Annotated in this window: 7 protein-coding genes, 2 tRNA genes and 3 rRNA genes; 5 read left to right on the top strand and 7 right to left on the bottom strand. The window is 55.5% G+C overall.

Features of this window, described 5'->3' with window-relative positions; all coding sequences use genetic code 11:
* Window positions 1-5 precede the first annotated feature (5 nt).
* The 7 genes from rrf to SC318_RS00720 all read right to left on the bottom strand — a co-directional run bounded on the left by rrf (window position 6) and on the right by SC318_RS00720 (window position 8,209).
* Window positions 6-121 (bottom strand): 5S ribosomal RNA (gene rrf / locus SC318_RS00750).
* A gap of 155 nt (window positions 122-276) precedes the next feature.
* Window positions 277-3,168, bottom strand: a 23S ribosomal RNA gene (locus SC318_RS00745).
* Between the two features lie 239 nt (window positions 3,169-3,407).
* Window positions 3,408-3,483: transfer RNA gene (locus SC318_RS00740), tRNA-Ala, on the bottom strand.
* 10 nt (window positions 3,484-3,493) lie between these two features.
* Window positions 3,494-3,570, bottom strand: a tRNA-Ile gene (locus tag SC318_RS00735).
* A gap of 123 nt (window positions 3,571-3,693) precedes the next feature.
* Window positions 3,694-5,230: ribosomal RNA gene (locus tag SC318_RS00730) — 16S ribosomal RNA — on the bottom strand.
* The 16S, 23S and 5S rRNA genes sit together here with 2 tRNA genes alongside, the layout of an rRNA operon.
* A 563-nt stretch (window positions 5,231-5,793) precedes the next feature.
* Complete coding sequence (locus SC318_RS00725) at window positions 5,794-7,014, bottom strand: CaiB/BaiF CoA transferase family protein (RefSeq protein ID WP_320429251.1); 1,221 nt, start codon at window positions 7,012-7,014, stop codon at window positions 5,794-5,796.
* Between the two features lie 13 nt (window positions 7,015-7,027).
* The gene (locus SC318_RS00720; protein ID WP_122486511.1) at window positions 7,028-8,209 is read right to left on the bottom strand and encodes an acyl-CoA dehydrogenase; all 1,182 of its coding nucleotides are present in this window, start codon (window positions 8,207-8,209) and stop codon (window positions 7,028-7,030) included.
* A 158-nt stretch (window positions 8,210-8,367) separates the two neighbouring features.
* Between SC318_RS00720 and SC318_RS00715 the strand changes: the two genes are divergently transcribed.
* The 5 genes from SC318_RS00715 (at window position 8,368) to SC318_RS00695 (ending at window position 14,287) form a co-directional block, all read left to right on the top strand.
* Window positions 8,368-9,267 (top strand): LysR family transcriptional regulator, encoded by a 900-nt coding sequence (locus SC318_RS00715; RefSeq protein WP_320429250.1) that lies wholly within the window; start codon window positions 8,368-8,370, stop codon window positions 9,265-9,267.
* Between the two features lie 453 nt (window positions 9,268-9,720).
* Complete coding sequence (locus SC318_RS00710; RefSeq protein ID WP_320429249.1) at window positions 9,721-10,842, top strand: Re/Si-specific NAD(P)(+) transhydrogenase subunit alpha; 1,122 nt, start codon at window positions 9,721-9,723, stop codon at window positions 10,840-10,842.
* A gap of 15 nt (window positions 10,843-10,857) precedes the next feature.
* On the top strand, window positions 10,858-11,178 hold the full coding sequence (locus tag SC318_RS00705) for an NAD(P) transhydrogenase subunit alpha part 2 (RefSeq protein ID WP_003187417.1): 321 nt from the start codon (window positions 10,858-10,860) through the stop codon (window positions 11,176-11,178).
* Window positions 11,178-12,614 carry an NAD(P)(+) transhydrogenase (Re/Si-specific) subunit beta gene (locus SC318_RS00700; RefSeq protein WP_320429247.1) on the top strand — a complete coding sequence of 479 codons (1,437 nt, stop codon included), beginning with the start codon at window positions 11,178-11,180 and terminating at the stop codon, window positions 12,612-12,614. The genes SC318_RS00705 and SC318_RS00700 overlap by 1 nt, the downstream gene beginning before the upstream one ends.
* Window positions 12,615-12,793: 179 nt before the next feature.
* Window positions 12,794-14,287 (top strand): succinyl-CoA:acetate CoA-transferase ScpC, encoded by a 1,494-nt coding sequence (locus tag SC318_RS00695; protein WP_320429246.1) that lies wholly within the window; start codon window positions 12,794-12,796, stop codon window positions 14,285-14,287.
* Window positions 14,288-14,463: the final 176 nt, after the last annotated feature.

Raw genomic sequence — 14,463 nt, 5'->3', positions numbered from 1 at the left:
TTTAATCTTGACGATGACCTACTCTCACATGGGGAAACCCCACACTACCATCGGCGATGCATCGTTTCACTACTGAGTTCGGGATGGGATCAGGTGGTTCCAATGCTCTATGGTCGTCAAGAAATTCGGGTACTGAGTCGTGGCCAGACGGCCTCGCTTCAGCAAATTGGGTATGTAATAGAATTTGGTGTTTTGCAAGCGTCGAACTTTCGGTTCATCTCGTCTTCACACACCGCAATCTGGTCTCTCTCGAGTCGCAAATTGCTTGGGTGTTATATGGTCAAGCCTCACGGGCAATTAGTATTGGTTAGCTCAACGCCTCACAGCGCTTACACACCCAACCTATCAACGTCGTAGTCTTCGACGGCCCTTCAGGGAACTCAAGGTTCCAGTGAGATCTCATCTTGAGGCTAGTTTCCCGCTTAGATGCTTTCAGCGGTTATCTATTCCGAACATAGCTACCCGGCAATGCCACTGGCGTGACAACCGGAACACCAGAGGTTCGTCCACTCCGGTCCTCTCGTACTAGGAGCAGCCCCTCTCAAATCTCAAACGTCCACGGCAGATAGGGACCGAACTGTCTCACGACGTTCTAAACCCAGCTCGCGTACCACTTTAAATGGCGAACAGCCATACCCTTGGGACCGGCTTCAGCCCCAGGATGTGATGAGCCGACATCGAGGTGCCAAACACCGCCGTCGATATGAACTCTTGGGCGGTATCAGCCTGTTATCCCCGGAGTACCTTTTATCCGTTGAGCGATGGCCCTTCCATACAGAACCACCGGATCACTAAGACCTACTTTCGTACCTGCTCGACGTGTCTGTCTCGCAGTCAAGCGCGCTTTTGCCTTTATACTCTACGACCGATTTCCGACCGGTCTGAGCGCACCTTCGTACTCCTCCGTTACTCTTTAGGAGGAGACCGCCCCAGTCAAACTACCCACCATACACTGTCCTCGATCCGGATAACGGACCTGAGTTAGAACCTCAAAGTTGCCAGGGTGGTATTTCAAGGATGGCTCCACGCAGACTGGCGTCCACGCTTCAAAGCCTCCCACCTATCCTACACAAGCAAATTCAAAGTCCAGTGCAAAGCTATAGTAAAGGTTCACGGGGTCTTTCCGTCTAGCCGCGGATACACTGCATCTTCACAGCGATTTCAATTTCACTGAGTCTCGGGTGGAGACAGCGCCGCCATCGTTACGCCATTCGTGCAGGTCGGAACTTACCCGACAAGGAATTTCGCTACCTTAGGACCGTTATAGTTACGGCCGCCGTTTACCGGGGCTTCGATCAAGAGCTTCGCGTTAGCTAACCCCATCAATTAACCTTCCGGCACCGGGCAGGCGTCACACCCTATACGTCCACTTTCGTGTTTGCAGAGTGCTGTGTTTTTAATAAACAGTCGCAGCGGCCTGGTATCTTCGACCGGCATGAGCTTACGGAGCAAGTCCTTCACCCTCACCGGCGCACCTTCTCCCGAAGTTACGGTGCCATTTTGCCTAGTTCCTTCACCCGAGTTCTCTCAAGCGCCTTGGTATTCTCTACCCAACCACCTGTGTCGGTTTGGGGTACGGTTCCTGGTTACCTGAAGCTTAGAAGCTTTTCTTGGAAGCATGGCATCAACCACTTCGTCGTCTAAAAGACGACTCGTCATCAGCTCTCGGCCTTAGAATCCCGGATTTACCTAAGATTCCAGCCTACCACCTTAAACTTGGACAACCAACGCCAAGCTGGCCTAGCCTTCTCCGTCCCTCCATCGCAATAACCAGAAGTACAGGAATATTAACCTGTTTTCCATCGACTACGCTTTTCAGCCTCGCCTTAGGGACCGACTAACCCTGCGTCGATTAACGTTGCGCAGGAAACCTTGGTCTTTCGGCGTGGGTGTTTTTCACACCCATTGTCGTTACTCATGTCAGCATTCGCACTTCTGATACCTCCAGCAAGCTTCTCAACTCACCTTCACAGGCTTACAGAACGCTCCTCTACCGCATCACTTACGTGATACCCGTAGCTTCGGTGTATGGTTTGAGCCCCGTTACATCTTCCGCGCAGGCCGACTCGACTAGTGAGCTATTACGCTTTCTTTAAAGGGTGGCTGCTTCTAAGCCAACCTCCTAGCTGTCTAAGCCTTCCCACATCGTTTCCCACTTAACCATAACTTTGGGACCTTAGCTGACGGTCTGGGTTGTTTCCCTTTTCACGACGGACGTTAGCACCCGCCGTGTGTCTCCCATGCTCGGCACTTGTAGGTATTCGGAGTTTGCATCGGTTTGGTAAGTCGGGATGACCCCCTAGCCGAAACAGTGCTCTACCCCCTACAGTGATACATGAGGCGCTACCTAAATAGCTTTCGAGGAGAACCAGCTATCTCCGAGCTTGATTAGCCTTTCACTCCGATCCACAGGTCATCCGCTAACTTTTCAACGGTAGTCGGTTCGGTCCTCCAGTTAGTGTTACCCAACCTTCAACCTGCCCATGGATAGATCGCCCGGTTTCGGGTCTATTCCCAGCGACTAGACGCCCTATTAAGACTCGCTTTCGCTACGCCTCCCCTATTCGGTTAAGCTCGCCACTGAAAATAAGTCGCTGACCCATTATACAAAAGGTACGCAGTCACCCAACAAAGTGGGCTCCCACTGCTTGTACGCATACGGTTTCAGGATCTATTTCACTCCCCTCTCCGGGGTTCTTTTCGCCTTTCCCTCACGGTACTAGTTCACTATCGGTCAGTCAGTAGTATTTAGCCTTGGAGGATGGTCCCCCCATATTCAGACAAAGTTTCTCGTGCTCCGTCCTACTCGATTTCATGACTAAGAGATTTTCGCGTACAGGGCTATCACCCACTATGGCCGCACTTTCCAGAGCGTTCCGCTAATCTCAAAGCCACTTAAGGGCTAGTCCCCGTTCGCTCGCCACTACTAAGGGAATCTCGGTTGATTTCTTTTCCTCAGGGTACTTAGATGTTTCAGTTCCCCTGGTTCGCTCCATACACCTATGTATTCAGTGTAAGGTAACCATCTTATGATGGCTGGGTTCCCCCATTCAGACATCTCCGGATCAAAGTCTGTTTGCCGACTCCCCGAAGCTTTTCGCAGGCTACCACGTCTTTCATCGCCTCTGACTGCCAAGGCATCCACCGTATGCGCTTCTTCACTTGACCATATAACCCCAAGCAATCTGGTTATACTGTGAAGACAACATTCGCCGAAAATTCGAATTTCTCGATTAAGAGAACTCACAAATTTTACCTTAGCCTGATCCGTTACCAGTGAAAGTAACGTTCAGTCTATCTTTCTATCACATACCCAAATTTTTAAAGAACGATCTAATCAAAGACTAGAAATCAATATTCACACCGGAATATTCGTTTCTAAACTCTAACAAGCAGAAGCAGTTAAATGGTGGAGCCAAACGGGATCGAACCGTTGACCTCCTGCGTGCAAGGCAGGCGCTCTCCCAGCTGAGCTATGGCCCCATAACAAAATTGGTGGGTCTGGGCAGATTCGAACTGCCGACCTCACCCTTATCAGGGGTGCGCTCTAACCAACTGAGCTACAGACCCAATTTCGAGCGCGCAACTGTTAGCTTGGAGCTATCAGCTTGGAGCTTAAAGCTGCTTCTATCGTCTTCTTCAATGAATCAAGCAATTCGTGTGGGAACTTATGGAGCAGCTGATGTCGTCGATTAAGGAGGTGATCCAGCCGCAGGTTCCCCTACGGCTACCTTGTTACGACTTCACCCCAGTCATGAATCACACCGTGGTAACCGTCCTCCCGAAGGTTAGACTAGCTACTTCTGGTGCAACCCACTCCCATGGTGTGACGGGCGGTGTGTACAAGGCCCGGGAACGTATTCACCGCGACATTCTGATTCGCGATTACTAGCGATTCCGACTTCACGCAGTCGAGTTGCAGACTGCGATCCGGACTACGATCGGTTTTGTGGGATTAGCTCCACCTCGCGGCTTGGCAACCCTCTGTACCGACCATTGTAGCACGTGTGTAGCCCAGGCCGTAAGGGCCATGATGACTTGACGTCATCCCCACCTTCCTCCGGTTTGTCACCGGCAGTCTCCTTAGAGTGCCCACCATAACGTGCTGGTAACTAAGGACAAGGGTTGCGCTCGTTACGGGACTTAACCCAACATCTCACGACACGAGCTGACGACAGCCATGCAGCACCTGTCTCAATGTTCCCGAAGGCACCAATCCATCTCTGGAAAGTTCATTGGATGTCAAGGCCTGGTAAGGTTCTTCGCGTTGCTTCGAATTAAACCACATGCTCCACCGCTTGTGCGGGCCCCCGTCAATTCATTTGAGTTTTAACCTTGCGGCCGTACTCCCCAGGCGGTCAACTTAATGCGTTAGCTGCGCCACTAAGAGCTCAAGGCTCCCAACGGCTAGTTGACATCGTTTACGGCGTGGACTACCAGGGTATCTAATCCTGTTTGCTCCCCACGCTTTCGCACCTCAGTGTCAGTATCAGTCCAGGTGGTCGCCTTCGCCACTGGTGTTCCTTCCTATATCTACGCATTTCACCGCTACACAGGAAATTCCACCACCCTCTACCATACTCTAGTCAGTCAGTTTTGAATGCAGTTCCCAGGTTGAGCCCGGGGATTTCACATCCAACTTAACAAACCACCTACGCGCGCTTTACGCCCAGTAATTCCGATTAACGCTTGCACCCTCTGTATTACCGCGGCTGCTGGCACAGAGTTAGCCGGTGCTTATTCTGTCGGTAACGTCAAAACAATCACGTATTAGGTAACTGCCCTTCCTCCCAACTTAAAGTGCTTTACAATCCGAAGACCTTCTTCACACACGCGGCATGGCTGGATCAGGCTTTCGCCCATTGTCCAATATTCCCCACTGCTGCCTCCCGTAGGAGTCTGGACCGTGTCTCAGTTCCAGTGTGACTGATCATCCTCTCAGACCAGTTACGGATCGTCGCCTTGGTGAGCCATTACCCCACCAACTAGCTAATCCGACCTAGGCTCATCTGATAGCGCAAGGCCCGAAGGTCCCCTGCTTTCTCCCGTAGGACGTATGCGGTATTAGCGTCCGTTTCCGAACGTTATCCCCCACTACCAGGCAGATTCCTAGGCATTACTCACCCGTCCGCCGCTCTCAAGAGAAGCAAGCTTCTCTCTACCGCTCGACTTGCATGTGTTAGGCCTGCCGCCAGCGTTCAATCTGAGCCATGATCAAACTCTTCAGTTCAAACATCTTTGGGTTTTTAAGAAACCCTAAACTTGGCTCAGCAATCGTTGGTTACATCTTTGATTTCTCGCGGAGTAACTTGTGATGCTGATAATCTTGTTGACTATCAGTCTGACTCCACAAGCACCCACACGAATTGCTTGATTCAGTTGTTAAAGAGCGGTTGGTTAAGATCTTTCGTCTCAACCGAGGCGCGAATTCTACAGCAGCCTCATTTGCTGTCAAGTGGTTATTTTCAGAAGTTTTCGAAGATTTCTTCAACAACTTCAACCACTTGCGCTTGCGATCTCTCGTAAGCGGGAGGCGAATTCTACAGCGTTACACGCTGCTGTCAACACCTCTTTTTCAACTTCCTTTTGGCTTCGATAAACTGAAGCAACTTGCTGCCGAAAACCACTTAACTCATTGTTTACCAAGGAGTTTCCCATTTCGACTGCGCCGGAAGTGGGGCGAATTATAGGCTTCCAGAATCTGCCGTCAACTTCTAATTTCGTTTTCTTATCAATTAGTTAGGATTGATCAAAAAACAATCGACCACCCCCTCTATATATAGGAAAGGCCGTTCAGATAACGCCAGCCTCTCTTAAAGCAGCCACATTCGGTGGTGTCAGCCCCAGCACACCTTGCAGCACCTGAAGCGTGTGCTCACCCAGCAGCGGTGGCGCACTGCGATATTCCACAGGTGTCTTGGACAACCGGATTGGGCTGGCAACCTGAGGCACCATCCCCGCTAAAGCATGGGGCAGCTCTATGGCCAACCCCCGCGCCTTCACCTGAGGATCAGCAAACATCTGCGCCAGATCGTTGATCGGCCCACACGGCACACCGACTTTCTCCAGTTGCGACACCCACTCAGCCGTAGTCTTGAAGACCGTCGCCTGACGAATCAGCGGTATCAGCGCCGCACGATTGGCAACCCGCATCTTGTTGGCAGAGAAACGTGGATCGTCCGCCCACTGCGGCTGCCCAGCCACCTCGGCGAACTTGCGAAACTGGCTGTCATTACCCACCGTCAGGATGAAATCACCATCAGCGGTAGGAAAATCCTGATAAGGCACGATATTCGGGTGCGCATTGCCCAACCGTTTTGGTGAGATTCCGGTCGTCAGGTAATTCATCGCCTGATTCGCCAGACACGCCACCTGCACGTCCAGCAGTGCCATGTCGATATGCTGCCCACCGCCGTCATGGTCCCGGTGAGCGAGCGCCGCCAGGATGGCCACAGTAGAATAAAGCCCCGTGAGAATATCAGTCAGGGCCACCCCAACCTTCACCGGCCCCGCACCCTCATCCCCCTCAGGTCGGCCGGTCAGACTCATCAGCCCCCCCAGCCCTTGAATCATGAAGTCATAGCCGGCACGCGTCGCATAAGGCCCGGTCTGGCCGAAGCCTGTAATAGAGCAATAGATCAGCTCCGGATTTATTTCCTTGAGCGACTCATAATCCAAGCCATAGGCCGCCAGGCCACCCACCTTGAAGTTCTCGATCAGAATGTCCGACTTGGCCGCCAGGTCACGCACCAGCTTCTGCCCCTCGGGCCTGGTGAAGTCGATGGTCACCGATTCCTTATTTCGGTTGGCGGACAGGTAGTACGCCGCCTCGCTGGTATTTTCACCATAGGCATCCTTGAGGAACGGCGGCCCCCAGGCGCGGGTGTCGTCACCATTGCCCGGCCTTTCGACCTTGATCACCTCGGCGCCAAGGTCCGCAAGGATCTGCCCGGCCCAAGGGCCCGCCAGTACTCGCGACAAATCCAGTACCCGCAGATGCGAAAGCGCGCCCATGCCCGTGCTCCTATTAATAGAAGGCCTGAAGACCGGTTTGCGCGCGCCCCAGGATCAGGGCATGCACGTCATGCGTACCTTCATAGGTGTTGACCACCTCCAGGTTGACCAAATGACGCGCCACCCCAAACTCGTCGGAGATACCGTTGCCACCAAGCATGTCTCGAGCCATACGCGCGATATCCAGGGACTTGCCACATGAGTTGCGCTTCATGATCGAAGTAATCTCAACCGCCGCAGTCCCTTCATCCTTCATCCGCCCAAGACGCAGACAGCCTTGCAGCGCCAGCGTGATCTCGGTCTGCATATCGGCCAGCTTCTTCTGGATCAACTGCGTGGCGGCCAATGGCCGACCGAACTGCTGACGGTCCAGCGTGTACTGGCGCGCGGTGTGCCAGCAGAACTCCGCAGCCCCGAGCGCTCCCCAGGAGATGCCGTACCGCGCCGAATTCAGGCAAGTGAAAGGACCTTTCAAGCCACGCACATCCGGGAAGATGTTCTCTTCGGGTACAAATACGTTATCCATCACGATTTCGCCGGTGATAGACGCCCGCAGACCGACCTTGCCGTGAATCGCCGGGGCACTCAGGCCTTTCCAGCCCTTCTCCAGGACAAAACCGCGTATGTCACCCGCATCGTCCTTGCCCCACACCACGAACACGTCGGCGATCGGACTGTTAGTGATCCACATCTTGGCGCCGGTCAGGCTGTAGCCGCCCTCCACTTTACGTGCACGGGTAATCATCGCGCCTGGGTCCGACCCATGATTGGGCTCGGTGAGACCGAAGCAGCCGATCCATTCACCGGAGGCCAATTTCGGCAGGTATTTCTGCTTTTGCGCTTCGGTACCAAACTCGTTGATCGGCACCATCACCAGCGAGGACTGCACACTCATCATCGAGCGATAACCGGAATCGACTCGTTCGACTTCACGGGCAATCAACCCATAGCTGACGTAGCTCAAACCACTGCCACCGTATTGCTCGGGGATCATCGCACCCAACAAGCCGGTTTCGCCCATCTCGCGGAAGATCGCAGGGTCGGTCTTTTCATGACGGAAAGCTTCAAGCACACGGGGAGCCAACTTGTCCTGAGCAAATTGCTCGGCGCTGTCACGCACCATGCGCTCTTCTTCAGTGAGTTGTTGATCCAGCAGCAGTGGATCGATCCAGTTGAAGCTTGCCTTGCCAGCCATGAATAAGTCCTCACGAAAAGAATCAAACGTCGTGCATGCAGACTAGGCCGGGCCGGTGCAGAGGGCAAACGAGGTTTCTGCAAGAGCTTGTGCTAATTTCTCACTTCGTAATGCCCGATAAGGCCAGAAAAAGCGCCTTACCTGTGAGGACTATGTACATGCGCAGAAAAATCCCCAGCACCACCGCGCTGATCAGCTTTGAAGCAGCGGCCCGCCACGAGAGCTTCACCAAGGCGGCACTGGAGCTTTCCATTACTCAAGGCGCGATCTGCCGACAGATCGCCAGCCTTGAGGAGTTTTTGAGTGTCGAGCTGTTTCGGCGCTCGCGACGCGGGGTAAAGCTGACCGAGGCGGGGCTGTCCTATAGCCGCAGAGTCGCAACACAACTGGACGCGGTGGAGCGCGACACCCTTTCGGTCATGGGCCAGCAGGGCGCAAACGTCATCGAACTGGCTGTGGTACCCACGTTTGGCACCCAATGGCTGATCCCACGCCTGAAGGACTTTCAACAGCAGCACCCGGAAGTAACGGTCAACCTGACGAACCGCACACGCCCCTTCCTGTTTGCCGACACCGACTTCGACGCCGCGATCTATTTCGGCGACGCCGACTGGTCCGGCACGCACTGCCATAGGCTGATGGGTGAAAACCCTATTCCCGTATGCAGCCCACGATTGCTCGGCGACCGTGCGCACTTCACCCCTCAGGAAATAGCCGAACTGCCCCTGCTGCAGCAGACAACGCGCCCTTATGCGTGGCGTCAATGGTTCAGCGCCCAGCATCTGAGCATCGCGCGCGACATGACAGGCCCGCGTTACGAGCTATTCTCGATGCTGTCGCAGGCGGCAATGCATGACATGGGAATCGCGCTGATCCCACCGTTCCTGATCCAGCGGGAGCTCAAAGACAAGCAACTGGTGATTGCAGGCAAGCAAACCCTGCTCAGCGACAAGGCCTATTACCTGATGATCCCGGAGCGAAAGGTCGAATCCGCTTCGTTACATGCGTTCCGAGACTGGCTGATTGCTCAATCTCAACGCTACAACCCCAACGTTTAAAGGCGAAAAGCTCTTTGTTGACCTTGTAGTCAGATAAATAAAGGCCCTACAGATATAATTGAATGTCGCATTTAGACAGACTGTACCGGCTGAGCCAAAATAAGGTTGAAGGCCATGATTTGCATGGCTTGTAGCGACTATTACAGGCCAATAACCGACTATTCACAGCGAAGATGGAAAATCCGCCCTCCGAACCTGTAAACCCTTTAAACATATGTATTTAAAAGGGTTATTTCCCGGCATTGCGACAATCAGTCACAGGGTGACTTGTAGTTAATTTTTCGTCACCCGTCATAATCCCTTGAAGGCCGTAAAGTTCGCCTGCAAAATGCCGCGCCCCGCTGTCATTTTCAGTGGGATCGTGCTGATCGGCCGCCCCAGCTGCGCCACTCATGGCGCACTGGCCTTTTTACAAAAAGATCAAAAGCAAAAAGATCATGCAGGAGATTTGACGTGCACATTGGTGTTCCTCTCGAAACCCAGACCGGTGAAACGCGGGTGGCTGCCACCCCGGAAACTATCAAGAAGCTGATCGGCCAGGGCCATAAGGTCACTGTACAAAGCGGCGCAGGCATTAAAGCCAGCATCGTTGACGGTGCCTATGAAACGGCAGGCGCAACCATTGGCAGCGCCAACGATGCGTTTGGCGCCGAACTGATCCTCAAGGTAGTCGCCCCCAGCGACAGCGAACTGGCGCTGATCAAAAGCGGCACCGTATTGGTGGGCATGCTCAACCCGTTCAGCAACGAAACCATCGCCAAGCTCGCAGAACGCGGCATCACGGCCTTCGCTCTTGAAGCTGCGCCACGAACCTCGCGGGCCCAGAGCCTGGACGTGCTGTCCTCACAGGCCAACATCGCCGGCTATAAAGCCGTATTGCTGGCGGCTCATCACTACCCGCGCTTCATGCCGATGCTGATGACCGCCGCAGGCACCGTGAAAGCCGCCCGTGTGCTGATCCTCGGCGCCGGCGTCGCAGGTCTGCAGGCCATCGCAACGGCGAAACGCCTGGGTGCGGTGATCGAAGCCTCTGACGTACGCCCGGCCGTAAAAGAGCAGATCGAATCCCTCGGCGCCAAGTTCGTCGACGTGCCTTACGAAACCGATGAAGAACGTGAATGCGCAGTCGGCGTCGGCGGTTACGCACGCCCGATGCCCACCAGCTGGATGCAGCGCCAGGCCCTGGCGGTACATGAGCGCGCCAGGCAAGCCGACATCGTTATCACCACCGCATTGATCCCTGGCCGCAAGGCACCCACCTTGCTCAGCGCGGAAACCGTCGCACAGATGAAGCCTGGCTCGGTGGTTATTGACCTCGCGGCAGCGCAGGGCGGCAACTGCCCGCTGACGGTCGCCGATCAAGTCGTGGTGGAAAACGGCGTGATCATTTGCGGCCCGACCAACCTGGCCGGCGCCGTGGCAGCCGATGCATCGGCCTTGTACGCACGCAACCTGCTGGACTTCCTCAAACTGGTGTTCACCAAGGAAGGGCAGTTTGAAATCAACCTCGAAGACGACATCGTCGCCGCGTGCCTGATGTGCCGCGACGGCCAAGTCATCCGCAAAAACGCCTAAGCAGGGATTCAGACGATGGAAGAGCTTATCTCCCCCGGTATCTACAACCTGATCATCTTTGTGCTGGCGATTTATGTCGGTTACCACGTGGTCTGGAACGTGACGCCCGCGCTGCACACGCCGTTGATGGCAGTGACCAACGCCATTTCCGCAATCGTGATCGTCGGCGCGATGCTCGCCGCTGCCCTCACGGTGACGCCATTGGGCAAAACGATGGGCACCCTGGCTGTGGCGCTGGCGGCAGTCAACGTATTTGGTGGTTTTCTCGTCACACGGCGCATGCTTGAGATGTTCAAGAAAAAAGCCCCGAAAGTAAAAGAAGAGGCGCCAAAGTAATGAGCATGAATCTCGTCACGACGCTTTACCTGATCGCGTCGATCTGTTTCATCCAAGCCCTCAAGGGCCTCTCGCACCCGACCACTTCGCGGCGCGGCAACCTGTTCGGCATGCTTGGCATGGCGCTGGCGGTGCTCACCACCGTTGGCCTCATCTATAAGCTCGGCGCTGAGCTGGCAACCGCCGGTATCGGCTACGTGATCGTCGGCCTGCTGATCGGCGGCACTGCTGGCTCGATCATGGCCAAGCGCGTGGAAATGACCAAGATGCCGGAGCTGGTCGCCTTCATGCACAGCATGATTGGCCTGGCAGCGGTGTTTATCGCCATTGCTGCTGTCGTCGAGCCGCAATCGCTGGGCATCGTCAAACACCTGGGCGACTCGATTCCTGCGGGTAACCGCCTGGAACTGTTCCTGGGCGCGGCGATTGGTGCAATCACCTTCTCCGGCTCCGTGATCGCCTTCGGCAAGCTCTCGGGCAAGTACAAGTTCCGCCTGTTCCAGGGCGCGCCGGTACAGTTCGGTGGCCAGCACAAGCTCAATCTGGTGCTGGGATTGCTGACGCTGGGCCTGGGCCTGACATTCATGTTCACCGGCAACCTCACTGCATTCGCTGTGATGCTGGCCCTTGCCTTCGTGCTGGGCGTGCTGATCATCATCCCGATCGGCGGCGCCGACATGCCGGTGGTGGTGTCGATGCTCAACAGCTACTCCGGCTGGGCGGCGGCGGGGATTGGGTTCTCGCTGAACAACTCGATGCTGATCATCGCAGGCTCCCTGGTAGGCTCCAGCGGCGCGATCCTCTCGTACATCATGTGCAAGGCGATGAACCGTTCCTTCTTTAATGTACTGCTCGGCGGTTTCGGCAATGCGCCGGATGCCGGCGCAGCGACAGGCTCCAAGGAAGCACGCCCGGTGAAGTCCGGCTCGGCCGACGACGCCACCTTCCTGCTGACCAACGCCGACACCGTGATCATCGTGCCGGGCTACGGCCTTGCCGTGGCCCGCGCGCAACACGCGCTCAAGGAACTGACAGAGAAGCTGACTCACCACGGCGTAACGGTGAAATACGCGATTCACCCGGTGGCGGGCCGTATGCCTGGGCACATGAACGTACTGCTGGCCGAGGCAGAAGTGCCGTACGACCAGGTCTTCGAGATGGAAGACATCAACTCCGAGTTCGGCCAGGCCGACGTGGTACTGGTGCTGGGCGCCAACGATGTGGTCAACCCGGCCGCCAAGAACGATCCGAACTCACCGATCGCCGGCATGCCGATCCTCGAGGCGTTCAAGGCCAAGACCATCATCGTCAACAAGCGCTCGATGGCCAGCGGCTACGCGGGCCTGGATAACGAGTTGTTCTACCTGGACAAGACCATGATGGTCTTCGGCGATGCCAAGAAGGTCATCGAAGACATGGTCAAGGCCGTCGAATAACATTGCGCCAGCGCAGTACCCGAAACCCTGGCCTCCCGTAGGCTGGGTTTTTTTTTTACCACGTGAAACCCGACCAAAGGCTCTAAATCGCTGCTCGGCATTCGACCATGGTAGCGGGCCGAAACTTTTTGAAATCACTACACTGCCCACCTTGCTTCCGTAGCCTGAGATAAACATTCATGTACCGTGATCGTATCCGCTTGCCTTCGTTGTTGAACAAGGTCATGAGCGCGGCAGACGCCGCTGCACTGATCGAGGACGGCATGACCGTCGGCATGAGCGGCTTCACCCGTGCCGGTGAAGCCAAGGCTGTCCCCCACGCCCTGGCCGAACGCGCCAAGACTTCTCCGCTGAAAATCACCCTGATGACCGGCGCCAGCCTGGGCAACGACCTGGACAAACAGTTGACCGAAGCCGGCGTGCTCTCGCGTCGCATGCCTTTCCAGGTGGACAGCACGCTGCGCAAGGCGATCAATGCGGGCGAGGTGATGTTTATCGACCAGCACCTATCGGAAACCGTCGAGCAACTGCGCAACAACCAGCTCAAGTTACCGGACATTGCGGTGATCGAAGCCGTCGCGATCACCGAGCTGGGGCATATCGTGCCAACCACCTCGGTGGGCAACTCGGCCAGCTTCGCCATTTTCGCCAAGCAAGTGATCATCGAGATCAACCTCGCGCACAACCCGAATCTGGAAGGGCTGCACGACATTTATATCCCCACCTACCGGCCGACACGCACACCGATTCCGCTGGTGAAGGTCGACGACCGCATCGGCAGCCCGGCGATTCCGATCCCGCCCGAAAAGATCGTCGCCATTGTGATCACCAACCAGGCGGATTCCGCGTCCACCGTGACGCCACCCGACGCCGATACCCAAGGCATCGCCAACCACCTGATCAACTTTTTGAAACAGGAAGTAGACGCCGGGCGCATGACCAACAAGCTCGGCCCGCTGCAAGCCGGCATTGGCAATATCGCTAACGCGGTGATGTGCGGCTTGATCGACTCGCCGTTCGAAGACTTGACCATGTATTCGGAAGTGCTGCAGGACTCGACGTTCGACTTGATCGACGCCGGCAAGCTGAGCTTCGCCTCCGGCAGCTCGATTACCCTCTCGGAACGGCGCAACGCCGATGTGTTCGGCAACCTTGAGCACTACAAGGACAAACTGGTGCTGCGCCCGCAGGAAATTTCCAACCACCCTGAAGTGGTACGTCGCCTGGGCATTATTGGTATCAACACCGCGCTGGAGTTCGATATCTACGGCAACGTCAACTCCACCCATGTCTGCGGCACGCGAATGATGAACGGTATCGGCGGTTCCGGAGACTTTGCGCGCAATGCGCACCTGGCGATCTTTGTGACCAAGTCGATTGCCAAAGGCGGCGCCATTTCCAGCGTGGTGCCGATGGTGAGTCACGTGGACCACACCGAGCATGACGTAGACATCCTGGTGACCGAAGTGGGCCTGGCCGACCTGCGTGGCCTGGCACCCAGAGAGCGCGCCCGAGTGATCATCGACAACTGTGTGCACCCGGCGTATCGCGACGCGCTCAACAGTTACTTCGACGCCGCCTGTGCGATCGGCGGGCATACCCCGCACATCCTGCGCGACGCACTGAGCTGGCACATTAACCTGGAAGAAACCGGCCACATGCTGAAGGCTTGACCGATACACAACCGGGCTGAGGCAAATACAGTTTTATCAGTCCGGTTGTCTCACCTGCATCTTTATCAAAAACTGTACTGCTGTACCGGTCATTTCCTACCGAAATATCCTACTGATCACCTCTAAATCCCGCATTTCGCACTATTTAAGTGCAGACAGGTACAGTTGCACCAATT

Source organism: Pseudomonas sp. MUP55 (assembly GCF_034043515.1).
Classification (GTDB): domain Bacteria; phylum Pseudomonadota; class Gammaproteobacteria; order Pseudomonadales; family Pseudomonadaceae; genus Aquipseudomonas.
This window is presented reverse-complemented; position numbering and strand designations above follow the sequence as displayed.

Excerpts from the sequence above, each read along its gene's own strand:
- SC318_RS00720 (WP_122486511.1), bottom strand. The coding sequence starts at position 8,209 with ATGGCTGGCAAGGCAAGCTTCAACTGGATCGATCCACTGCTGCTGGAT.
- SC318_RS00725 (WP_320429251.1), bottom strand. The coding sequence starts at position 7,014 with ATGGGCGCGCTTTCGCATCTGCGGGTACTGGATTTGTCGCGAGTACTG.
- SC318_RS00700 (WP_320429247.1), top strand. The coding sequence starts at position 11,178 with ATGAGCATGAATCTCGTCACGACGCTTTACCTGATCGCGTCGATCTGT.
- SC318_RS00695 (WP_320429246.1), top strand. The coding sequence starts at position 12,794 with ATGTACCGTGATCGTATCCGCTTGCCTTCGTTGTTGAACAAGGTCATG.
- SC318_RS00715 (WP_320429250.1), top strand. The coding sequence starts at position 8,368 with ATGCGCAGAAAAATCCCCAGCACCACCGCGCTGATCAGCTTTGAAGCA.
- SC318_RS00705 (WP_003187417.1), top strand. The coding sequence starts at position 10,858 with ATGGAAGAGCTTATCTCCCCCGGTATCTACAACCTGATCATCTTTGTG.